Source organism: Martinezella calliandrae (genome assembly GCF_030272695.1).
Taxonomy (GTDB): Bacteria; Pseudomonadota; Alphaproteobacteria; order Rhizobiales; family Rhizobiaceae; genus Rhizobium; species Rhizobium calliandrae.
This window is the reverse complement of record NZ_JARFYN010000024.1, coordinates 56,478-76,907: the sequence shown is the minus strand read 5'-3', so window position 1 is coordinate 76,907 and position 20,430 is coordinate 56,478. Positions and strand designations below refer to the sequence as shown.

General features: G+C 58.5%; 22 protein-coding genes. 12 read left to right on the top strand and 10 right to left on the bottom strand.

Annotated features, from left to right (window positions below):
• The first annotated feature begins 118 nt into the window (after positions 1–118).
• Positions 119–565 (top strand): RrF2 family transcriptional regulator, encoded by a 447-nt coding sequence (locus PY650_RS19095; protein WP_285881075.1) that lies wholly within the window; start codon positions 119–121, stop codon positions 563–565.
• Between the two features lie 7 nt (positions 566–572).
• On the opposite strand, the gene PY650_RS19090 is transcribed toward PY650_RS19095, so the two are convergent.
• Positions 573–1,934, bottom strand: coding sequence for a chloride channel protein (locus tag PY650_RS19090; protein ID WP_285881096.1), 1,362 nt, complete (start codon positions 1,932–1,934; stop codon positions 573–575).
• 176 nt (positions 1,935–2,110) lie between these two features.
• On the opposite strand from PY650_RS19090, the gene PY650_RS19085 reads away from it, so the two are divergent.
• Together PY650_RS19085 and PY650_RS19080 are read left to right on the top strand one after the other, a co-directional pair.
• Entirely contained in the window at positions 2,111–2,383 is a 273-nt protein-coding gene (locus PY650_RS19085; protein WP_285881073.1) for a YlcI/YnfO family protein, read from the top strand.
• The gene (locus PY650_RS19080; RefSeq protein WP_285881072.1) at positions 2,380–2,679 is read left to right on the top strand and encodes a type II toxin-antitoxin system RelE/ParE family toxin; all 300 of its coding nucleotides are present in this window, start codon (positions 2,380–2,382) and stop codon (positions 2,677–2,679) included. The genes PY650_RS19085 and PY650_RS19080 overlap by 4 nt, the downstream gene beginning before the upstream one ends.
• Before the next feature lie 12 nt (positions 2,680–2,691).
• Here PY650_RS19080 and betA read toward each other — a convergent pair whose 3' ends face one another.
• The 3 genes from betA to betI all read right to left on the bottom strand — a co-directional run bounded on the left by betA (position 2,692) and on the right by betI (position 6,491).
• A complete protein-coding gene (gene betA / locus PY650_RS19075; RefSeq protein ID WP_285881071.1) occupies positions 2,692–4,341 on the bottom strand; it encodes a choline dehydrogenase in 1,650 nt (549 codons plus the stop codon).
• A gap of 67 nt (positions 4,342–4,408) precedes the next feature.
• Positions 4,409–5,878, bottom strand: coding sequence for a betaine-aldehyde dehydrogenase (gene betB, locus PY650_RS19070; RefSeq protein WP_285881070.1), 1,470 nt, complete (start codon positions 5,876–5,878; stop codon positions 4,409–4,411).
• 1 nt (position 5,879) lies between these two features.
• On the bottom strand, positions 5,880–6,491 hold the full coding sequence (gene betI, locus PY650_RS19065; protein WP_285881069.1) for a transcriptional regulator BetI: 612 nt from the start codon (positions 6,489–6,491) through the stop codon (positions 5,880–5,882).
• Between the two features lie 151 nt (positions 6,492–6,642).
• Here betI and PY650_RS19060 point away from each other — a divergent pair, with 151 nt between their 5' ends.
• The 4 genes from PY650_RS19060 to PY650_RS19045 all read left to right on the top strand — a co-directional run bounded on the left by PY650_RS19060 (position 6,643) and on the right by PY650_RS19045 (position 10,775).
• Entirely contained in the window at positions 6,643–7,191 is a 549-nt protein-coding gene (locus PY650_RS19060) for an HdeD family acid-resistance protein (RefSeq protein WP_285881067.1), read from the top strand.
• 227 nt (positions 7,192–7,418) lie between these two features.
• Entirely contained in the window at positions 7,419–7,682 is a 264-nt protein-coding gene (locus PY650_RS19055; protein WP_285881066.1) for a ribbon-helix-helix domain-containing protein, read from the top strand.
• A gap of 208 nt (positions 7,683–7,890) precedes the next feature.
• The gene (locus PY650_RS19050; RefSeq protein ID WP_285881065.1) at positions 7,891–9,696 is read left to right on the top strand and encodes a GGDEF domain-containing protein; all 1,806 of its coding nucleotides are present in this window, start codon (positions 7,891–7,893) and stop codon (positions 9,694–9,696) included.
• 80 nt (positions 9,697–9,776) lie between these two features.
• Entirely contained in the window at positions 9,777–10,775 is a 999-nt protein-coding gene (locus PY650_RS19045; RefSeq protein ID WP_285881063.1) for an NAD(P)H-quinone oxidoreductase, read from the top strand.
• On the opposite strand, the gene PY650_RS19040 is transcribed toward PY650_RS19045, so the two are convergent.
• Positions 10,756–12,180: an MFS transporter gene (locus PY650_RS19040; RefSeq protein WP_285881062.1), complete on the bottom strand. Its 1,425-nt coding sequence runs from the start codon at positions 12,178–12,180 to the stop codon at positions 10,756–10,758. The genes PY650_RS19045 and PY650_RS19040 overlap by 20 nt on opposite strands.
• A gap of 101 nt (positions 12,181–12,281) precedes the next feature.
• Here PY650_RS19040 and PY650_RS19035 point away from each other — a divergent pair, with 101 nt between their 5' ends.
• Positions 12,282–12,905, top strand: a complete 624-nt coding sequence (locus tag PY650_RS19035; RefSeq protein WP_285881061.1) for a helix-turn-helix transcriptional regulator — start codon at positions 12,282–12,284, stop codon at positions 12,903–12,905.
• A 179-nt stretch (positions 12,906–13,084) separates the two neighbouring features.
• On the top strand, positions 13,085–14,092 hold the full coding sequence (locus tag PY650_RS19030) for an asparaginase (RefSeq protein WP_285881060.1): 1,008 nt from the start codon (positions 13,085–13,087) through the stop codon (positions 14,090–14,092).
• 12 nt (positions 14,093–14,104) lie between these two features.
• On the opposite strand, the gene PY650_RS19025 is transcribed toward PY650_RS19030, so the two are convergent.
• The gene (locus tag PY650_RS19025; protein ID WP_285881059.1) at positions 14,105–15,421 is read right to left on the bottom strand and encodes a DUF2254 domain-containing protein; all 1,317 of its coding nucleotides are present in this window, start codon (positions 15,419–15,421) and stop codon (positions 14,105–14,107) included.
• 404 nt (positions 15,422–15,825) lie between these two features.
• Positions 15,826–16,587: a DeoR/GlpR family DNA-binding transcription regulator gene (locus PY650_RS19020; protein ID WP_285881058.1), complete on the bottom strand. Its 762-nt coding sequence runs from the start codon at positions 16,585–16,587 to the stop codon at positions 15,826–15,828.
• A 123-nt stretch (positions 16,588–16,710) separates the two neighbouring features.
• On the opposite strand from PY650_RS19020, the gene PY650_RS19015 reads away from it, so the two are divergent.
• Both PY650_RS19015 and PY650_RS19010 read left to right on the top strand, forming a co-directional pair.
• A complete protein-coding gene (locus tag PY650_RS19015; RefSeq protein WP_285881056.1) occupies positions 16,711–17,067 on the top strand; it encodes a DUF4406 domain-containing protein in 357 nt (118 codons plus the stop codon).
• A gap of 176 nt (positions 17,068–17,243) precedes the next feature.
• Positions 17,244–17,864, top strand: a complete 621-nt coding sequence (locus PY650_RS19010) for a glutathione S-transferase family protein (protein ID WP_285881054.1) — start codon at positions 17,244–17,246, stop codon at positions 17,862–17,864.
• Here the strand turns inward: PY650_RS19010 and PY650_RS19005 are convergent, their stop codons facing one another.
• Both PY650_RS19005 and PY650_RS19000 read right to left on the bottom strand, forming a co-directional pair.
• The gene (locus PY650_RS19005; protein WP_432761548.1) at positions 17,865–18,227 is read right to left on the bottom strand and encodes an MmcQ/YjbR family DNA-binding protein; all 363 of its coding nucleotides are present in this window, start codon (positions 18,225–18,227) and stop codon (positions 17,865–17,867) included.
• 111 nt (positions 18,228–18,338) lie between these two features.
• Positions 18,339–18,524 (bottom strand): hypothetical protein, encoded by a 186-nt coding sequence (locus tag PY650_RS19000; RefSeq protein ID WP_285881053.1) that lies wholly within the window; start codon positions 18,522–18,524, stop codon positions 18,339–18,341.
• Positions 18,525–18,672: 148 nt separating this feature from the next.
• Here PY650_RS19000 and PY650_RS18995 point away from each other — a divergent pair, with 148 nt between their 5' ends.
• Positions 18,673–19,569 carry a LysR substrate-binding domain-containing protein gene (locus tag PY650_RS18995; protein ID WP_285881051.1) on the top strand — a complete coding sequence of 299 codons (897 nt, stop codon included), beginning with the start codon at positions 18,673–18,675 and terminating at the stop codon, positions 19,567–19,569.
• Positions 19,570–19,576: 7 nt separating this feature from the next.
• Here PY650_RS18995 and PY650_RS18990 read toward each other — a convergent pair whose 3' ends face one another.
• Positions 19,577–20,236, bottom strand: coding sequence for a glutathione S-transferase family protein (locus tag PY650_RS18990; protein WP_285881049.1), 660 nt, complete (start codon positions 20,234–20,236; stop codon positions 19,577–19,579).
• Positions 20,237–20,430: the final 194 nt, after the last annotated feature.

Here is a 20,430-nt window from a genome sequence, read left to right as displayed (position 1 = left end):
CTTTCCTAGTTTGCAACTTGATGCAGAATTGAAACCTGGTCAAAGTGTTGAGAGTTCCGAAACGATGTTCCCGTATGTATCGGGCGAGCGCATCGTATGTGTGTGTAGACGGTTCGAAATGATCACTCAAAAAGCAAAATATGCGCTTCGGGCGCTGTCTGCTCTGGCCCAGGGCGAGGCAGGCGAGCCGATGATGATTTCCGATATTGCTGCACAGCAGAAAATCCCGAAGAAATTTCTGGAGCAGATTCTTCTCGATCTGAAACATCAGGGGATCGTCATCAGCCGCCGCGGCAAGCAGGGTGGTTATCTGCTGCGGAAGCCGGCGAATGAAATTACCTTCGGCGAGATCCTGCGCATCATCGACGGGCCGATCGCGCCGCTGCCCTGCCTTTCCATCACCGCCTATCGCCGCTGTGACGACTGCGACGGTGAACAGACCTGCGAAATCCGCCATGTTTTCGCGAAAGTCGCCGATGCGACCCGCAAGGTCCTGTTCTCGACGACCATCGCCGATGCGGTGACGCTGCCCGATAACGCCGAGGTCGCCCGGCTGCTCGCCTGAGCGACCTTCAGCCCGCGACGTGCTCTTCGGCAGCTTCTTTCTCGATTGCTCGCCGCGCCCGGATCGCTGCCGCGATGAAGACACGCGACAAACCATGATAGAGCGGCTCGCGCGATAAGAGGCGCGAAGTTACATAGCCGATCATCGATACCGCCATGATCGAAATGACAGCCTGGTGATCGCCGGTCATTTCCAGGATGATGACAAAGGCCGTCATCGGCGCCTGCACCACGCCGGCGAAATAGCCTGCCATGCCGAGGATCGCCGCCAATGCGATGCTGCTGCCCATGAGCGTGCCGATCGTGCTGCCGAAACCGGCGCCGACAGAGAGAGACGGCGCGAAAATGCCCCCCGGGATGCCCGAAATCATTGATAGGAAGCCCGCCAGCAGCTTTTCGATAAAGAACAGCGGGGGCAGGGCATGTCCCTCCACCGCGCCGCGCGCTTGATCATAGCCGGTGCCAAACGTGCTGCCACCTGAGGTGACGCCGATCGCGGCAACCAGAATGCCGCAGCATGCAGCGAGCATCAGCATGCGCTTAAGAGGCTGCGGTTGCGCCCACCGGCGAATGCGAATGCCCGCATATAGCGCAAATCCGCTAAAAGCTGCCCCTAGCGCGCCGCCGCCGATGCCGCAGATCAGGACGAGGCCCCAATCCGCAAGTGCGGCCGGCGCTGCATTGGCGGTGCCGAAATAATTATAGCTGCCGGAAAGTCCGAGGGCCGCGAGGCCAGAGAGAATAACCGCGGTGAGTACCAGACCATTGGCACGCGATTCGTAGGTGCGGCTCATCTCCTCGATGGCAAAGACGATGCCGGCGAGTGGCGTATTGAAGGCCGCCGCAATGCCAGCGGCCGAACCCGCCAGGATCAACCCTTTGGCTTGCGCCATGCCTCCGAAGCGAGCGACCGCCAGCATGAAGGAGGCGCCCACCTGTACCGTTGGCCCTTCGCGGCCGATAGAGGCGCCGCAAAGCAGCCCGAGAACGGTCAGCACGATCTTTCCAAAGGCAAGCCGAATCGACAGCAGCTTCGTGCGGTCTTCTTCATGATGCAGATGCCGTGCTGCGATCGCCTGCGGAATGCCGCTGCCTTGAGAATTCGGAAACAGCGTAGCCGCCAGCCATGCCGAAAGAACGAAGCCGAGCGGCGTCAGCACGAGCGGCAACAACCAGGTCCATTCCCTGGAACTCGTAACTCCCGTAAATGCGTGCTGCGCGAGATCGGCCAGTTTCGCAAAACCGACGCTGATCACCCCGATTGCCAAGGCTCCCGTCCAAAACACCAGCCGCGGCCGCCAGAGATGGATCGAACCCCAGATGACACGGGAGCGGCGCAGGAGTTTGGATTTGCGGTAGATCGAGGGCATGGATTTCGAACCGGACGAACTGTCCATTTGTGATTCTGCAACTCAGGTCCGAACATCTAACCCGTAGGATAAGGTCACGATAGTCAAACTGTGTTACGGCTATTCACATCAGGCTGCATTGACCCTGCTCGATCGGCAAATAAATTGCATCGCAATTGCAATGCAAGAGGTCTGCTATGAAATCCGCTTCCATCCCATCGCTCAGCGTCGATCCGGAACTGCGCGCGGCGGCCGAAAGCGTCCTAAAGGAGGGGGAGACCGTCTCCGCATTCGTCAAAAGTTCCCTGCGCGCTCAGATTCATTATCGGCGTACGCAGGAACAGTTCATTGCGCGTGGATTGGCAGCAATGGATGAAGAGAAGCGGACAGGCGTTTACTATGATTCGGAAGATGTTCTGGGAATGTTGACCGCCAAGCTCGTCAAAGCAAAAGCCTCCGGACAGAAATGAAATATGCAATCCGCTACACCACTGCGGCGTTCGAGGATTTCGACCGTCGTTACGATTATCTGATCGCGAAAGATGTCGAGCTTGCAGAGAGAGCTCCCGAGGCCGTCCAAAAGGCGATCGAACTGCTCGGCGATTTTCCCTTCACCTGTCGCAAAGTATTGGCCGATAATTCCTTTCTGCGCGAACTGGTTATCCCCTTCGGTTCTTCCGGTTATGTTGCTCTATTCGAAATCGAGAACGACACGACGGTAACCGTCCTCGCCGTCCGGCATCAGCGCGCGGAGGATTACCATTGAAGCCATCGCCGTTTACCGATCGCTCACCGCCCAACGCGGATTGATCCAGGGTTCCTGGTTTGATCGCGCCAACCTTGGCTTGCCGAGGATATGGTCAGCGGCCTTCTCACCGGTCATGATCGAAGGGCCGTTGAGATTGCCGTAGGTGACGTGCGGGAAGATCGAGCTGTCGGCGACGCGCAGGCCGTCGACCCCGATGACGCGAGTGTCAGGGTCGACCACGGCCGTCGGATCGTCCCTCGAGCCCATCTTGCAAGTGCCGCAGGGGTGATAGGCACTTTCCAGATGCTCGCGGAGGAAGGCATCGATCTGGTCGTCGGTCTGGACGTCGGGGCCCGGCTGGATTTCCGGTCCGCGATATTCTTCGAAGGCCTTTTGCCCAAAGATCTCGCGTGTGAGGCGCACGCAGTGGCGGAACTTTTCCCAATCCTCGGGATGGCTCATATAGTTGAAGCGGATGACGGGATCAGCTTTCGGGTCGGAGGAGCGCAGGGTAACGGTGCCGCGCGATTTTGACAGGTTATAGCCGACATGCGCCTGGAATCCGTGGCTTTTTGCTGCAGCCTTGCCGTCATAGCTGATGGCGACGGGCAGGAAATGATATTGGATATCCGGCTGCTTGATGCCCGGCGCTGATCGCACAAAGGCGCAGGCCTCGAACTGATTGGAGGTTCCGAGGCCGGATTTGAAGAACATCCACTGCGCCCCGACAATGCCCTGTTTATACCAGGGCAGCCAGGAATAGAGCGAAACCGGCTTCAGGCTGGTCTGCTGGAAATAGAATTCCATGTGATCCTGCAGATTGGCGCCGACGCCCGGCCGGTCCACCTTCACCTCGATGCCCATGTCTTGCAGATGCTGTCCTGGGCCTATGCCTGAGAGCATCAGCAGTTTCGGTGAGTTAAAGGAGGAGGCGGAGACGATGACTTCGCGGTTTGCCCTGACGATTTCGGTCTTGCCGCCGCGCTCGATTTCAACGCCCATCGCACGCCCGTTTTCAATCACCACTTTGCGAGCAAGGCAGCGAATCAATCGGACATTCTGCCGTTTCAGCGCGGGCTTCAGATAGGCAGTCGCGGCGGACCAGCGCCGGCCCGCCCAAGTCGTCTGCTCCATCAGGCCGAAGCCTTCCTGTTTGCGGCCGTTATAGTCCTCTGTCGCCTCGAAGCCTGCCTGCTTGCCGGCTTCGATAAAGGCATGGAACAAGGGATTTCGGGCATCGCCGCGTCGGACATGCAGGGGGCCGTCGGTCCCGCGCCAGCCCTCTTCACCGCCATGCGAATGCTCCATCCGCTTGAAATAGGGGAGCACGTCGGCATAGGCCCAGCCGTGGGCACCAAGTTCTTCCCAGCGATTGAAGTCCTCTGCGTGGCCCCTGACATAGACCATGCCATTGATCGAGGACGAGCCGCCGATGACCTTGCCGCGCGGCGCAGTGATGCGCCGGTTGTTCAGCTGCTTCTCCGGCTCGGAAAGATAGCCCCAATTGTAGCGGTTCATGCTCATCGGCCACGCAAGAGCGGCCGGCATCTGGATGAAGGGCCCAAAATCGCTGCCGCCGAATTCCAGCACGATGACCGAATGCTTGCCGTCCTCCGACAGCCGATAGGCCATGGCGGAGCCGGCGGAACCTGAGCCGATGATGACGAAATCTGCTTGCATGGCGAAGGGCTCCAGAAGGCTACAGGCGTAAATCGAAGCGGTATTGCCCCCTTGAGGGGGAGGTAATTCAATAAGGTGCCTGCACCGGCCCCATGCCGACATAGACCGTCTTCAGCTCGGAATAGTGCTCCAACGCAGCCAGCGAATTCTCGCGGCCGAAGCCCGATTGCTTGGAGCCGCCGAAGGGGATTTCGACCGGGCAGAGATTGTAGGTGTTGATCCACAACGTTCCGGCTTCGAGTTGATCGACGACGCGGTGCGCGCGGGTGAGGTCGGCGGTGAAAACGCCGCCGGAAAGGCCGAATTCGGTGGCGTTGGCGCGAGCGACCACCTCCACCTCGTTATCGAAATCCAGCACACACATGACTGGGCCGAAGATTTCTTCGCGGGCGATGGTCATATCGTCGGTGACGTCCGCAAAAACGGTCGGCTGTATGTAATAGCCTTCACCGGCGATATTGTTCGGAATGCCGCCGCCGGTAACAAGCCTCGCGCCTTCCGCCTTGCCCTTCTCGATGTAGGAGAGCACCTTCTCCCGCTGCGCCCAGGAGACCATCGGGCCGATCTGGGTGGTCTCGTCCATGGGGTCGCCGATCAGCATAGCCTCCGTGCGCATCTTGAGGCGCTTCAGAAATTCGGTCTTGATCTTTTTGTTGACGAAAACGCGCGTGCCGTTCGAACAGACCTGGCCGGTCGAATAGAAATTGCCGAGCATGGCGCCGCCGATGGCGCTGTCGAGATCGGCGTCGTCAAATACGATCAGCGGCGACTTGCCACCGAGCTCCATGGTGACGTGCTTCAGGCTTCCCGCGGCGGTTGCGGCGACCTTGCGGCCGGTCGGAACCGAGCCGGTGAGCGAGACCTTAGCGACATCGGGATGGTTGATCAGCAGCGGCCCGGTTTCCCGGTCCCCCTGGATGACGTTGTAAAGCCCCTTCGGCAGACCGGCCTCGATCAGGATCTCGGCGATCTTCAGCGCGCCGAGCGGGGTGTTTTCGGAAGGCTTGAAGATCATCGCATTGCCGGCCACCAGCGCTGGCGCGCCCTTCCAGCATGCGATCTGCTGCGGATAATTCCAGGCGCCGATGCCGACGCAGACGCCGAGCGGCACGCGCTTTGTATAGGCAAAATCGCCGCCGAGCGGGATGTACGAACCGTTGAGGCCGGCTGCGGCCGCCCCGCCGAAGAACTCGAAGCTATCGGCGCCCGAGGTCGGGTCTGCGACAATCGTCTCCTGGATCGGCTTGCCGGTGTCGAGGGTTTCCAGCTCGGAAAGCTCGCGATTACGCTCGCGCATGATCTCGGCGGCACGCCTCAGGATGCGGCCGCGTGCCGTGGGGCTCATCGCTGCCCATTCCGGCTGTGCCTGCTTGGCGCTGGCGATTGCCTTATCGACAATGGCAGGGGTTGCGGCATGCAGCCGTGCGATCACCTCGCCTGTCGCCGGATAGATGCTTTCGATGACGGTACCGTCAGTATCCTCGACATATTCCCCGTCGATGAAATGCGAGGCTTTCGGCTGGGCTTTGAGGGTCATTTTATATATCCTTTTGAAAGGCGGCCTTTCGGGAAAGCAGCGCAAGCAGCGTGTTGATGTAGTCCTCGGTGAGCGCGATCGAAGCTTCGATGCTGATCGGCGCCGATCTCAGACTTTGACGGATATAAAGACCGTCGATCATCGCGGCGGCGCCCTCGGCGATACGTTCTGCGTCTTCGCGCGGACACAGCGCCTTGAGGTTGGCAAGTAGATTGGAGCGCAGCCGCCTCGCATAGATGACGAGGAAGCGGCGCGTCTCCTCTGAGCGCTGCGCCTCGGCATAGAAGGCGAGCCAGGCGGCAATCGTCTCCGGCGCGAATTGATCGGCCTGGAAACTAACGCGGATAACGGCGGATAGTTTTCCCCGCGGCGTCTTTGCGGCCCTCAACGCCGTCACCGTGTTGTCGCGCAGTCGCTGTAGGTGAGTTCGGACAGTCTCGATCAGCAACTGTTCCTTACTGCCGAAGTAGTGGTGGGCGAGGGCAGGAGAAACGCCTGCCTGCTTGGCGATTTCGGACATGGTGACGGTCAGCGAGCCGTGATCGCCGATCACGCGCATCGCGGCATCCACAAGCGCCTTGCGGCGCACCGGTTCCATTCCAACTTTTGGCACAGGTCACCCCAACATTTACCGCATTGTATTTTTGATTGACTGATCAATCAACAAAAAAATCATTATGCCGGATTGATTAACATCAGAAATCTCCTGCCTCTTTCCGGGATATGTTCCTGTATCATATTTCGCCAAACGAGGAGGTGCAGTCATGGTCAATGTACTGGACGAAATTCCGCCATCCGCCATGCGGGACAAATGGGGATGGTTTGTTGCGCTTGGCGTGTTTCTGCTCATTTGCGGCGGGATCGCGCTCGGCAATCTTTTCATAGCCACAGTCGCATCGGTTTATTACATCGGCATGCTGATGCTCATCGGTGGCGTCATCCACCTGGCACATGCGTTTCAGGTCCGGGGATGGGAGCATATTCTCTTCTGGGTGCTCAGCGGCCTGATCTATACGATCGCCGGTATTCTTGCTTTCGCCAATCCCTTGCTCGCTTCGGCAGCGCTGACGCTATTTCTTGCCATCGCATTACTTATTGCCGGCACGTTTCGTGTCTGGGTTGGCCGCAAGCTGAAGCCGGAGCGGGGTTGGATATGGGTTGTCGTCGGCGGCGTGGTTACCGCGCTCGCTGGCGTTGCCATCGCTCTCGGCTGGCCAGTCAACAGTCTTTGGGTGCTTGGCCTATTTCTCGCGATCGACCTGATTTTCCAGGGCTGGACACTGATGGCCTTCGGCTTCGCTCTTAAGCGGTAGAGCGGCCACGAGGAGTGACGGACTACTACTTTTTGACAAGAGGTGTGAGCAGCGCTACTCTTGCCGCGCTGCTATAGGGGAGGGGAGCGGCGCCGGCTGACGTTGCGGTAGGCGCCACTATCCAGGGCGGACGTGTCGACCGATAGCGTCTTGCAGGCTCCGGTATCTGCTTTGGAATATATCTCCGGCAAAGGGCTGTGTTTAAGAACTAAAAAGGGAGGAATATCATGCCGATGGTAACGGTTTCGATCTCTCCGCTTCAAGCTGCCGGCATCCGCGCGGCCGTGGACACTGGCACTTATGCTTCGAGCAGCGAAGTCGTTCGCGAGGCCTTGCGCATGTGGGATGCCGCACGCAAGCGCGGTGATATTTGCGATGTGCCCCGTGCGGCCAATGAGCCCGACAATAATCCTGATGATATGGCAAAGAGTAGCCGCTGCGTTGCTGACATGTTTGCCGATTACGAGGCGGAAAGACGCCGGCATAACTGAGCGACGAACAGCATGTGCGCCGCGAGGCCATGGTCGCAGAGCGTTGGATTTAAGCGATTTCCCTATGGTTAATGCTCCTTTACCATTCATGAAACTTTCACATGCGGGAAAGGTTTCGTTGACGGTTGGGGCGCATCTTGGGCCGAAAACGCGATAAATCCAAAGTCTTATTAAAAACTTAGATCAAGATTCTTGAGTGGAGATTGGCATGTCCCTGACTGCCGCCGTCGAGCCAGGCGTGTTGCGCCGGTATGCCAGCGACCAGATTGTTACGCTTGCCAAACTTGTTATCGAAAATGCCTTCCAGCCAATTGTCGAGGCCGGCACAGGTGCGGTTTTCGGCTATGAATCCCTGATGCGCGGGCAAGAGCGTATCGGTTTCGACAGTCCGATGCAGATCCTCGATGAGGCTGAGCGGACGGGCCAACTCCTCGGGCTGGAACAGATGATGACAAGCCGGGCGCTGGCCAAGTTTGCGACCCTTGGCAATGCCGGTACCGCGACCCTGTTCCTCAATCTCGATGTCCGCCTGATCCCGCAGGGCGAAATGCTGGTCGGCGGTTTGTTGCAGCATATGAAGAAGGCTGGCATCGCACCGTCCTCCGTGTGCTTCGAATTTTCAGAACGTTTCGACAATACAAGCGTGCCCGAATTTTGCGGTCTGGTCACCAAGATGCGGGACGCCGGTTTCAAACTCGCGATCGACGATTTCGGTGTCGGCCATGGCGAGATGAAGCTGTTGTCGGACTATCCCGTCGATTATCTCAAGATCGACCGGTATTTCGTCTCCAACGTCGATCGCAGCGCTCGCAAGCGCCACATTTTGAGAAACCTCGTCAACATCGCCCACGTCCTCGGTACCCGCGTCATCGCCGAAGGCATTGAAACCGAGGAAGAGTTCCTGATCTGTCGCGAATTCGGCGTCGATCTTGTCCAGGGCTGGTTTATCGCTCGCCCGACGACATTCACCAACGAATTGAAGCCCAGCTTCCCGCATTTGCAGGATCTCGGCAAAATAGCGCGAAATAGTCAATCGCTGGACGAAATTCTCATCCGCAAACAGATCGAAGTGCTGCCGACGATCCGTGAGAACGACAGCATCGACAGCGTCTTCGAACTCTTCCGCCGCAATCCGCGCCGCGCCTATTTCCCCGTTGTCAACGCCAACGGCGAACCGCGCGGCATCATTCACGAGTACCAGCTCAAGGAATACATCTATCAGCCCTTCGGCCGCGACCTCCTAAAAAACAAAGTCTATGAGCGTTCGATCTCGCATTTCGTCGAAATGGCGCCGATCGTCGGTTTGGATTCCGATGCCGATACGCTGATGACAATCTTCGCCAATATGGAAAGCAGCAACTGCCTGATTGTCACCGAGGGCACGCATTATGCGGGCATCGTCTCGGCCGCCTCGCTGATCAAGGTTATCAACGAGAAGCAACTGAAGATCGCTCAGGACCAGAACCCGCTGACCGGCTTGCTCGGCAATCGCGCCATTCATGATTTCATGCAGAATGCAGGCCGAGACGGCGACGAGGTCAGGCATTTTTGCTATTGCGATTTCGACAATTTCAAACCGTTCAACGATGCCTACGGCTTCCATCTCGGTGACCATGCCATCTCGTTGTTTGCGGCACTGATGCGGCGATACTTCTTCGCAGAACGCCATTTTCTCGGCCATGTCGGCGGGGATGATTTCTTCATCGGCGTGAGCGGCTGGAAGGTTGAGGAACTGCGCGAGGTTCTAGATAGGCTGCTTGCCGATTTCCACGCCGATGTGTTGGAATTCTATTCGGCGGAAGATCGCGCCGCCGGCCGCATGCGCGGGCACGACCGCAGCGGCGCGGAGGCGCTGTTTCCGCTGATGCGTTGTTCCATCGGCATTCTCGAGCTGCCCGAAGGGCTGGTGATCGACGATATCAATCGCGTCAGCACGTCGATCGCCGGGATCAAGACGAAGGCGAAGGAAAACGAAATCGGCGTTGCATTCCTGAGCTTGGGCGAGACGAATTGACGCCCTCCCACTCCCGCTTCTTTTCAAGCGGCATGCGCTAAACTATCTCAACTGCTTTGCCGGGAGAGGAGAAATGAGCCATGGCCTTGCCGTCTGAAATGCGTTTTGTGGATTTGCCTTCCTTCGGCGCGCCCGAGGTCATGACGATTGCCCGCAAGCCTCTGCCGGTATTGAAAGACGGCGAAATTCTCGTTCGTGTCGAAGCGGCCGGCGTCAACCGGCCGGATGTGGCTCAGCGCCAGGGCATTTATCCTCCGCCGAAGGATGCAAACCCCGTCCTCGGTCTGGAGATCGCCGGCGAAATCGTCGATGTCGGGCGCGGTGTCACAGAATTCGCAATCGGCAACAAAGTCTGCGGCCTCGCCAATGGCGGCGCCTATGCCGAATATTGCGTTCTCCCGGCTGGCCAGGCGCTGCGGTTTCCAAATGGTTATGACGCCGTTCGCGCGGCCGCACTGCCCGAGACGTTTTTCACCGTCTGGGCTAATCTCTTCCAGATGGCCGGCCTTACCGAAGGCGAGAGCGTGCTGATCCACGGTGGTTCCAGCGGTATCGGGACGACCGCGATCCAGCTTGCCAAAGCCTTCGGCGCTACGGTTTACGCCACAGCTGGCTCAAGGGACAAATGCGATGCCTGCGAGAAGCTCGGCGCGAAACGGGCGATCAATTATAAAGAAGAAGACTTTGCCGACGTCATCAGGGCGGAAACCGGCCAGGGGGTCGATGCCGTCCTCGACATGATCGGCGCCGCCTATTTCGAGAAGAACCTGGCCTCGCTTGCCAAGGACGGTTGCCTGTCGATCATCGCTTTCCTTGGCGGTGCGGTGGCTGAAAAGGCCAATCTGCAGCCGATCATGGTCAAGCGTCTGACAGTCACTGGCTCGACTATGCGCCCGCGCACCGCAGAAGAAAAACGCGCCATCCGCGATGATCTCCTCTCCCAGGTCTGGCCGCTGCTCGACGAAGGCACCGTCGCGCCCGTCATTTTCCGAACCTTTGCCTTCGAAGATGTCATCGAGGCGCACAAGCTAATGGAGACCAGCAATCACATCGGCAAGATCATGCTGAAGTTGGCTTGAGGGTCGACGACATCACGACGGCGACGAGGCCGGGCATGGCCATTAATCCATAGAGCCATGTGGCCGCCGACATGCTGCCCGGGATGCCGCCGGGGTCGGCAAGACCAGCGCCGTTGACTATGACGCCGGCGAGGGAAGAACCGAACGCGCCGCCCAGCGACTGAACCGTCGAAATGGCCGCCGATGCCTTGTCCTGCTCGAAATTGCCGACGAGGCCGATGACTTTGGTGACCAGATGAGCCCAGCCAAGGCCGACGCCGAAGCCCATCAAGAACATGGCGAGGACAGCCGGGCCGACCAGAAAAGGATCGCCGGACGGATTGTCCCTCGCCAGAAAAAGAATGAGCGAGGCCGTGGCAGCAGTTTCAAGTATGCAGCCGACGATGATTGCGACACTGGCCCGCTTTCCCGAAAACGATGCGCTGAGAAAGGCGGCGAGGGTCCAACCGAGCGCGACCAAAGCGACCAGATAGCCTGAAACCAAAGGTGCCACGCCATGTAGGGTCTGCAGGAAATAGGGAATGTAGATATCGCTGGTCAGCACCATCATCAGCGTGAACATTATCAGATAGAGCCGGGATATCGGCCTACCGATCATGACCGCGCCCTGCGGCAGAAGCCGGTTCGCGCTTTTTCGTTCGACAGAAAGCATGACGACAATGGAAGCCATTGAAATTGCGAGGAGTATGATCTTGCTCGATATATGCTCGGTGGTTCCGGCGACGCTCATTAACAAAACCGTGGCAAGCAGAAGTGCAATCTGAAGGATTGGCGTCTTCTGTTGCGCCCGACCATCCTCGACGAGCGGCAGCAGCCATCGTGCCGAGATGGCCATGACGCCCGCCAGCGGTACGAGAACGACAAAGGCCTCGCGCCAGGAGCTGCCCTGGGAAAACAGTCCGCCCAAGGTCGGACCGAGCACGGTCGCGACACCCCATATGGCGGCATAAAGTGTCGATGCTTTCCGCCATAGCGGTTGTGGATAGACGAAACGGATGAAAGCATAGCCGAGAGCGCCAAGCATGCCGGCGCCAAAACCTTGCACTGCCCGACCGGCAAGCACAACCTCTATCGCCGGCGCGACGGAGCAGATCAGGTTTCCGGCACCGAATATCAGTGCTGCCGCGACGTAGACGGCGCGCAGACCAATGCCTCTGGGCCGTGTCGCGACCGTGATTGAGCCCAGCACGCCCGCCGCAACGAAAAGTGTTGTCATCCAGGAAAACAGCGCCAGGCCGCCGATGTCGCGAACGATGGACGGCGCGATTGTCGCGGTGATGTAGGATTCGACGGCATAGAGCACGACGCCGCCGCCGAGCATCAGCGTTGCGGGCAGGAGCGTAGGCGAAAAGAGTGAGAAGACAGAGGCGGATCTTGACGTGACTGTTTGTTCGATGCTCGACATCGGTTGGTCCTCGGCATTTTCCGTAGCGAATAATTATTTTCCAAGTTATAAATTGGAAAATCACATAGCTTCAAAATTAAAACAAGCGGAAACTTGGAAAAATGCGTCAATCACCGGTCAACCGAATTCTGATCCTGTTGAAAACCGAGGGTCCGCAGCTCGCATCGACGATCGGCAGTTCGCTTGGCATATCATCGGAAGCGGCGCGCCAGCAACTGACGAAGATGGCGGAGGAGGACCTGGTCGAGCCGGTAACGGAAGCGGCATCCGGCAGAGGTAGGCCGCGCCAGCTCTGGCATCTGACGCCGGCCGGCAATAGTCGCTTCCCCGACGGTCACGCCGACCTAACCGCGACGCTTCTGACGACCATGGTAAACCAGTTGGGACAGGGGGCGGTGGATGCGGTGATTTCTGCTCGTGAAGCGGAGGCGTTGAAACGCTACCGCGGCGAGATCGATATCACCGCCGACCTGCCGTCACGCGTCGCCGCACTTGCGGCTATCCGCACACGCGAGGGATATATGGCTGACCATTGGCGGGAAGAGGATGGCTCGCTTGTGCTGGTCGAAAATCACTGCCCGATCTGTGCCGCCGCAACGGTATGCGCCGGTTTCTGCCGGTCGGAGCTCGAGACGTTTCGTGCGACACTTGGAGCAAACGTGGAGCGCGAAGAGCACATCCTCCTCGGCGCACGACGGTGTGCCTATCGCATTCGAGTGATTTAGGCAAGCTTTCCAGGCTACCACGGCGGCTATCCATCGCGAGTATCAATTCCGCTGGGTCGATCGCCGCTCGTCACGGAAGTCACAAATTCCTGCACGCGTTTCACTTCATATGACGATTGGCATTCCTCGGTGCAGCGGCTATCAGTAGGTATCCCACAAATCAAAGAGCGCTTCCCATTATGTCCAATCCCGTCTGCGTCGAAATCACCCGTGGAAATCTCGTAGAAAGCCGTCACCGCGGTTCGGTCGCTGTGATTGATGGCGATGGGAAGGTCGTGCTGTCGCTTGGTGATATCGAGAGGAGCGTGTTTCCCCGTTCGGCGTGCAAGGCGATGCAAGCCTTGGCATTGGTCGAAAGCGGAGCGGCGGATGCCTATGGCTTCGGCAACACTGAGTTGGCACTGGCTTGCTCCTCTCACAGCGGTGAAGATGCGCATGTGGCACTGGCTGCCTCCATGCTGGCCCGCGCGGGCCGCGATGTCAGCACGCTGGAATGCGGCGCACATTGGTCCTCCGACCAGAAGACGCTCATTCACCAGGCGCGCACCATCAACAAGCCGACGGCGCTGCACAATAACTGTTCGGGCAAACACTCCGGCTTTGTCTGCGCCTGTTGCCATCAGGGCATCGATCCCAAGGGCTACGTCGGCTACGACCATCCGCTGCAGCAGCAGATCCGCGCGACGATGCAGAGCCTGACGGGCACGCCGCTCGGTCACGATAATTGCGGCACCGACGGATGCTCCATCCCAAATTATGCCGTGCCGCTCAGAAACTTGGCACATGGTTTCGCCAAGATGGCGACGGGCAATGGCCTGGAACCGGCGCGCGCCAAGGCCTCGCGCCGCCTGTTCGAGGCCTGCATGGCCGAACCCTTCTACGTTGCCGGCACTGGTCGCGCCTGCACCAAGCTGATGCAGATCGCGCCCGGCCGCATCTTCGCAAAGACCGGCGCCGAAGGCGTCTTCTGCGCCGCAGTTCCCGAACAGGGCGTCGCTATTGCGGTCAAAGCCGATGACGGCAACGGCCGTGCCGCGGAAGTCATGGTTTCGGCCACGCTCGCCCGTTTCTTTGAAAGAGGCAGCGACGTCCATGCCGGTCTGGCGGCGATGGCCAATAAGGCACTCAGCAATTGGAACGGCATTCACGTCGGCGACATCAGAGCGACCGCGACGTTGACTTCATAGGGCGGCTTGGCATCACGGCGAAACTGAGGGTTTGCCGGGCAAAAATCGCAGAGTCGAAGGCGTCGAACCGCCCAGGCCCTGTGAATCAGCCATTTGGGCAAGCGCCAAGTCTTCCGGAAAGTCGTATAACTGTGCCAGCCGCCGATCCAACAATTTCAGTTCTTCCTCCAAAGCAGGTCGGCGGAAATCGGGTAGAACCTGCAAGCCATATTCCAGCACGGCGCGCAGGCGGCGCGCGATCTGGAAGTTTTCTGCGCCATAGAGCCGAATTTCGCTGAAGGTCAACTTTACGAAATCCTCCCAGTCCGGGGTCCTGCAGATAACCCGCAGTTCTCCCGATTGGTTCAAGACCGTTTCTCGAGTCAGGTTTCGCTTACCTACGAAGCAAAGCAGGCGCTGCAATTGATCGATCGCGAGCACCGCGGTCGTTGGATCATTTATCGCCTTTGAGAGGGCCTTGATGGCAATGTCCACGATGATCCTGAAGGCGAATGTCGCGTCTTGTTCAAGGGTCCGTTCTGGTCCGAAGGCGACCATGGATTTCAGGACGGATTCCTCGGGAAATCGACTGCCGTACAATCGAAAGAGGGGCTCGCCAGAGGCCACAAAATCACCGATCCTCGGGACCAGTTCGACGACCGACAGCGTTTTCTCGGCCAATGACAGCAAGGCCTTTTTATTGATTGCCACGATGATGGCGGGCCGTCCACTGTAGAGGATGACCTTGTCTGGCCGAGCGCTTGGTCTCGGATCGATGGTGATGGCGTCAGCTTCGTTTGTCGCCATCGTCGGGTAGACGTCCTCGATGACCGCGCGACCATCCTCGCTAACCAGCAAGACAATGCTCACCGGTCGCAAGAGACGGGCGGCGTAGTCGATCAAATAAAGGAAGGCGGCTATTGACAGAAAACCCAAAAGACTCGCGATACCGATGACGGCATGCTCGGCGTCGGTTTCCAGTCTTGCGAGCGCGCCAGTTGCAAACAGCAGCGTGAACACGAAAAGCCCGACAGTAAATCGGATGGCGTTGTCGCGGAGCAAGGTTGTCGCGATGATCCTAGGCGTCAGTTGACCACCAGCGATCTGGATCGCGACAAGCAGCGACCCAAACGTAAAGACGACGAACGTCAGCGTCATCGTGATAATCGTTTCCAGCAGCCTCTGCGAGCCCGCCACGCCCCATGGCCAGGGCTCGATCCAAATCAACCACTGCTTAAACAGATAGACCATGCGAATTGCTAGGAGGTAGAGAAGTAAGGCGATAAACGGTACGAGCCACAAGGAAGACTTGATGTAGCTTTTCAAGCTATACAGCCGGTTCCAGCCCATTTTGGTTCCCTCAGTATCCGAGCGGGCACCATGGCCGCATCACAGATTGCTGTCGAAAAACAATGATCGTGCTGTTTGAATTTCAAAGCATTGATGCCGATCAATCAAGTTGGCCAATGAGATTGCACGCTTGTACATTTGTGTATTTGCCTTCTGCCTGGATCGGAGGAAGACGCCGGGGCTGATGCACGCCGAATCACGGAAGTCGCGCGGCGTAACGTCGACATGACATCGCCAGTTAGCTTCATACTGGCACGGCCCGATTACAAATCTGGAACTGAGGGCAGTTCTTCCTATTGGCCGTCCAAAGCGCCATCGCTCATTACATGATGTCGCGAGAAGTCTGGCTACCGCCTTGTACTTGATCTGCGCTTTTCTCGCCGACAGGCGGCGTTGGCTGCACTTCAATCGTCAGTACGGAAAATAGGAACCCGTGCGCTGCGATAAGGCGCGAGGCTTACCTCCGCCATACCTGACGGCACGACTATGCCAGAGACTGCCGTGACAGGCAGGATATTGCAGGGAGAGGCGGCATCCAGCTTCTCCTGGGTCACCATCACATAGGTCTCCGCGGAGCATTGCGCGATATGCCGCTTGATGGCCGCCTCCTCGAAATCGCCGGTCGACAGGCCGTGGACGGGGTGGATGGCGGTGACGCCTAAAAAGAAGATGTCCGGCCGCACCTGCGATATTGCCCCCATCGCCACGGCACCCGTCGTCACCATCGAGTGCTTGTAGAGCTTGCCGCCGATCAGGATTACCTCGGCCGTCGGATGATGTTCCAACTCGCCCGCGATCGTCGGGCTATGGGTCACGACGCTGAAGGCAAAATTCCTGGGCAGGTGACGGGCGATTTCCGCGGTCGTCGTGCCGCCGTCAAGAAACACCGTCCGTCCTGGTCGAACCATCTTTGCCGCGTAAGCGCCTAGTTGCCGCTTCACATCAGGCGACACGCTTCGCCGCGCCGAGAAATCCGGCAGCTCTGGTGCGAGCGGTAACGCGCCGCCGTGCACGCGCTTCAGCAATCTTTCCGCTGCCATCTCCCGCAGGTCCCTGCGGATCGTGTCTTCGGATAGGCCGAGATCGTCGGCCAATGCCTTGGCGATCACCTGACCGTCGCGGCGCAGGATATCGAGGATGAGGGTCTTTCGCTGGCCTGTAAGCATGCCGGTTTCCGCATAATAACTCACGAAATATCGCGAAACTATCAGAATTGAATCGACAATCAAGAAATTTTGCGCATATTCGTGCAATTTCATGCAGGAAGCAGGAGGAAGAGGAGATGTGCCATGTTGATCTTGATTGCTGGACCGTATCGTTCCGGAACCGGGGACGATCCCCGGAAGATGGCCGAGAATCTGAAGCGGCTGGAGGAGCCAGCTTATGCATTGTTCAGGGCCGGCCATCTGCCCATGATCGGTGAATGGGTCGCTTTGCCGGTTTGGCACGCCGCCGGCGGCACGTGTATCGGCGACGATCTCTATGAAGAGATATTCCACCCGACGGCGGGCCGGCTGCTGCAATTGTGCGAGGGCGTTCTTAGGCTCCCGGGCGACTCGAAGGGAGCCGACAACGACGTGCGCATCGCTAACGAACGGGGAATCCCAGTCTGGTACAGGCTGGAGGACGTGCCAGGCTGCGCCTAGTGGGCTGGTTATTCGGCCCTCGTCGTGCAGTATTGCCCCCCGGTCTGCGCGTCCCCTCATAGGGGCGGCGCGCAGACGACATCCATCAAAAGCTTTCATAGCCAATATCGGCGTCAGCCACTTCCGTATTTCCTCGGTCGCCATTAACCTCGAGCAAGATCGAGGAGGAAATGGAAATGCTGAATTTGTATTTCGCACCGGGTAGTTGTGCGCTTGCCAGCGTGATAGCGCTCGAAGAGTCGGGGCTTGACTACGAGGCGCGGCGCATCAATTTAGCAAGCGGAGAGCAGCGTTCGCCGGAATATCTGGCGGTCAACCCCAAGGGTCGTGTTCCGGCACTGGTGACCGACAAGGGCGTCGTGACGGAAAACGTCGCGATCCTTGGCTATGTAGCCCAGATCGCGCCGGCTGCCTGCCTCGCTCCGCTTGACGATCCCTTCGAATTTGCCCGTATGCAGGCCTTCAACAGCTATCTCGCCTCGACCGTGCATGTGAACCACGCACATAAAGGGCGCGGTTATCGTTGGACGGACGATGCGGCGGCGATCGAAGCGATGAAGGTCAAGGTGCCCCAGACCATGAGCGAGAGCTTCGCGTTGATCGAGGAGAAGATGCTGGAAGGCCCTTGGGTGATGGGTGAGCAATATACCGTCGCCGACGGTTATCTTTTCACGCTGGCAAGCTGGTTGCCGGGCGACGGCGTCGATCGAACCCAGTTTGAAAAGGTGAGCGCGCACCATGCGCGCATGTTGGAGCGTCCCGCCGTGCAAAGGGCCGTCGCCCTCGCGCAGGTTTGATCAACTGGCATCGAAAGCAGTTCGCAATTTCTTCGGCGCCCGGAACAGCCAGGCCTCGATCAGCCGCAGTTGCAGTTCGTCATCGCCGATAGCGGCGATGCGCAGTGGCAGCGACGGCCAGCCGACATAGTGATCCGACTGGAAATAGATCTCCGGCGCCATCTCGATTAGCTGCTCCTTGCGATCAATCGGCAGCGCCAGCACGATCGTTTCGTCATTCTTGATCGAAACAAAAGCCTTCCCGCCGACCTTCAGAGCTGGCGTCCCATAGTGGGTGCTGACCTCGACCTCGCGCAGGCGGGCTTTCGCGGCAATGCGCTGAAGGCGCTGGGAAATTGCGTCGGTATCGGTGCTTATTGCCATACTGCGTTACCCCGCTCCGGTGATACAACGTCCAAAACCATACATAAGCGGAAGAGATAGCCGAAGAGCCGGTTGGGATGGATTAGCGTTGTGAGATGTTTCGCTCTTTCGTCATAGGCATTCCTTCAATCTTATATCTTGCTTTTCCGCGTTCCGTCCCAAATCCTCCGGCATCAGCGGCAGGTCGGCCAGTTCCTCCAGCGACATGGCCGCCAGGGATGGATGCTGTAATGGATCGTCCTCGGGCTCGCTGTTGTCGTGCGCCAGGCCACTGAAGAAAAACTTCAGTATCGACATGACATGCCTCCTCGTTCTTCCGCAGCGATGCGCCTAGGAGCGCGTCGGGCAACGGGAATGATGTCGGTTCCGCTTTGTGCTGCAATAATCGCGCGCATCCCGCGGCTTTTCAATTGAGAATGCCGGCATGTTGCTATAGATATTCTATATGAAAAATCTCAACAGCGTTCATCTGAACGGTCTCCGGGCTTTGGAGGCCGTGGGGCGGCTCGGGTCATTGCAGGCGGCTGCCGATGAGCTCGGCGTGACCATGGGTGCCGTCAGCCAACAAGTGATCAAGGCCGAGGCGCAATTAGGGCGGCCGGTTTTCGAGCGCACGACGAAGGGCATGGTGGTGACGGAGGCGGGCATCTCGGTCCTGGCGCGCCTCGGGGAGGGATTTCAGGCACTGTCCGCGGCCGTGACTACTGCACAGCACCGTGACGATAATATTCTCACTATCTCTGTCGCGCCGGTCCTCGCCGCCCGCTGGCTGGTGCACCGGCTGGATCGTTTCGCAAAGCGCCATCCAGACATCCGCCTGCGCATTGACGCGACCACGCAACTCGTCAATCCAGCGACATCGGATGTCGACATTGGCATCCGAGTCGGTAGTGGGCACTGGCCGGGCGTCAAATCCGAACTGCTATTGGCGCAGGAAATCTTTCCAGTCGTCACGCCGCAAATCGCCGCGACACTTAAGGAACCTGCCGACCTGCTGGACGTGCCGGCCGTGATTGACGGACACGCCATGTTTTCCTGGCATGTCTGGCTCAGAGAGGCAGGCCTTTCCGGCAGATGCATGGAAGAGCGGCATATCTTCAACGATGCCTCGCTCTGTCTCGATGCGGCCATGGCCGGCCAGGGAGTGATGCTTGCCTGGCAGACCTTGGCGGCCTATGCGCTGCAACAGAAATGCCTCGTCGATCCCTTCGGTATCCGCGCCAAAACCGGCTTTGGCCATTATTTCATCACCGCCGAAGGCGTTCCGGAAGCAAAAAAGGTCACCGCTTTCAAAGCCTGGATCCGCGAGGAGATGGAACAGAGTATGCGGCTCTTCCGGTAAATGCTGCTCAGACCGGCTCATTGCCGCGCGTTGCCTGCATCGCCTTATAGGCGCTTCGCGACTGGCAGCGCTCGATCCAATTCTTCACGTTCGGATGGCTATCAAACAAGGCCTGTTCAGTCTGCGCATAGCGCAGCACCTCTGCGAGATTGAGGTCGGCGACGGTGAAGCGATCGCCCAGAAGGTACGCCTTGCCCGCCAGGTGCTTTTCCAGCACGTCGAGTGGCCGCTTCAGCGACCGGCAGGCAACCGCGATCCCGGCTTTGCCGGCATCGGTGTTCTCTTGTGAACGGTCGTAGATGCGTACGAGGGCCACGGAATAAGGCTCTACCTCCGTTGCCGCCCACATGGTCCACATGCCGAGCAGACCCTCTTCCTCCACCGTCTTCCCCGATAGCGGTCCGCCGTATTTGCGGGCGAGATAGAGATTGATGGCAAGCGATTCATGCATGACAAGATCGCCGTTCTTGATGCTCGGGATCATGGCCATAGGATTGACCGCCAAGAACTCAGGCGACATGGTGTTGAGCGGCGCATCAGGGCTCATGGGATTGTCGAGCCGACTAGCCTGCATCACCGGCACGGATTGAAAGGGTATGCCAAGCTCCTCCGCCATCCAATAGTTGCGGGAGGCGCGTGAGCGATAGACGCCGTAAATTGTCAGCATAGCAGGTCTCCAAAAATTGAGTCGGATGGAGGTTATGGGCGGATTTCGGTGAACGGTAGGGCTCCCCGTTCATATCTGCAATGAAAGGTTTTGATGGGTGCGTCGGGCAAGCACGAAAATGTCCTCCAATCGCCCATAATCTTTGCAAATCATGCCGTTTGCTCGTCGCCTTCGTTCGGAAATTAGCGAGGGTG

Coding starts and splice junctions, on each gene's coding strand:
- PY650_RS19015 (WP_285881056.1), top strand. CDS start 16,711: ATGTTGATCTTGATTGCTGGACCGTATCGTTCCGGAACCGGGGACGAT.
- PY650_RS19025 (WP_285881059.1), bottom strand. CDS start 15,421: ATGGGCTGGAACCGGCTGTATAGCTTGAAAAGCTACATCAAGTCTTCC.
- PY650_RS19080 (WP_285881072.1), top strand. CDS start 2,380: ATGAAATATGCAATCCGCTACACCACTGCGGCGTTCGAGGATTTCGAC.
- betA (WP_285881071.1), bottom strand. CDS start 4,341: ATGCAAGCAGATTTCGTCATCATCGGCTCAGGTTCCGCCGGCTCCGCC.
- PY650_RS19035 (WP_285881061.1), top strand. CDS start 12,282: ATGCGTCAATCACCGGTCAACCGAATTCTGATCCTGTTGAAAACCGAG.
- PY650_RS19005 (WP_432761548.1), bottom strand. CDS start 18,227: ATGGCAATAAGCACCGATACCGACGCAATTTCCCAGCGCCTTCAGCGC.
- PY650_RS18990 (WP_285881049.1), bottom strand. CDS start 20,236: ATGCTGACAATTTACGGCGTCTATCGCTCACGCGCCTCCCGCAACTAT.
- PY650_RS19045 (WP_285881063.1), top strand. CDS start 9,777: ATGGCCTTGCCGTCTGAAATGCGTTTTGTGGATTTGCCTTCCTTCGGC.
- PY650_RS19020 (WP_285881058.1), bottom strand. CDS start 16,587: ATGCTTACAGGCCAGCGAAAGACCCTCATCCTCGATATCCTGCGCCGC.
- PY650_RS19040 (WP_285881062.1), bottom strand. CDS start 12,180: ATGTCGAGCATCGAACAAACAGTCACGTCAAGATCCGCCTCTGTCTTC.
- PY650_RS19010 (WP_285881054.1), top strand. CDS start 17,244: ATGCTGAATTTGTATTTCGCACCGGGTAGTTGTGCGCTTGCCAGCGTG.
- PY650_RS19085 (WP_285881073.1), top strand. CDS start 2,111: ATGAAATCCGCTTCCATCCCATCGCTCAGCGTCGATCCGGAACTGCGC.
- betB (WP_285881070.1), bottom strand. CDS start 5,878: ATGACCCTCAAAGCCCAGCCGAAAGCCTCGCATTTCATCGACGGGGAA.
- PY650_RS19030 (WP_285881060.1), top strand. CDS start 13,085: ATGTCCAATCCCGTCTGCGTCGAAATCACCCGTGGAAATCTCGTAGAA.
- PY650_RS19000 (WP_285881053.1), bottom strand. CDS start 18,524: ATGTCGATACTGAAGTTTTTCTTCAGTGGCCTGGCGCACGACAACAGC.
- PY650_RS19060 (WP_285881067.1), top strand. CDS start 6,643: ATGGTCAATGTACTGGACGAAATTCCGCCATCCGCCATGCGGGACAAA.
- PY650_RS19095 (WP_285881075.1), top strand. CDS start 119: ATGATCACTCAAAAAGCAAAATATGCGCTTCGGGCGCTGTCTGCTCTG.
- PY650_RS18995 (WP_285881051.1), top strand. CDS start 18,673: ATGAAAAATCTCAACAGCGTTCATCTGAACGGTCTCCGGGCTTTGGAG.
- PY650_RS19050 (WP_285881065.1), top strand. CDS start 7,891: ATGTCCCTGACTGCCGCCGTCGAGCCAGGCGTGTTGCGCCGGTATGCC.
- PY650_RS19055 (WP_285881066.1), top strand. CDS start 7,419: ATGCCGATGGTAACGGTTTCGATCTCTCCGCTTCAAGCTGCCGGCATC.
- PY650_RS19090 (WP_285881096.1), bottom strand. CDS start 1,934: ATGCCCTCGATCTACCGCAAATCCAAACTCCTGCGCCGCTCCCGTGTC.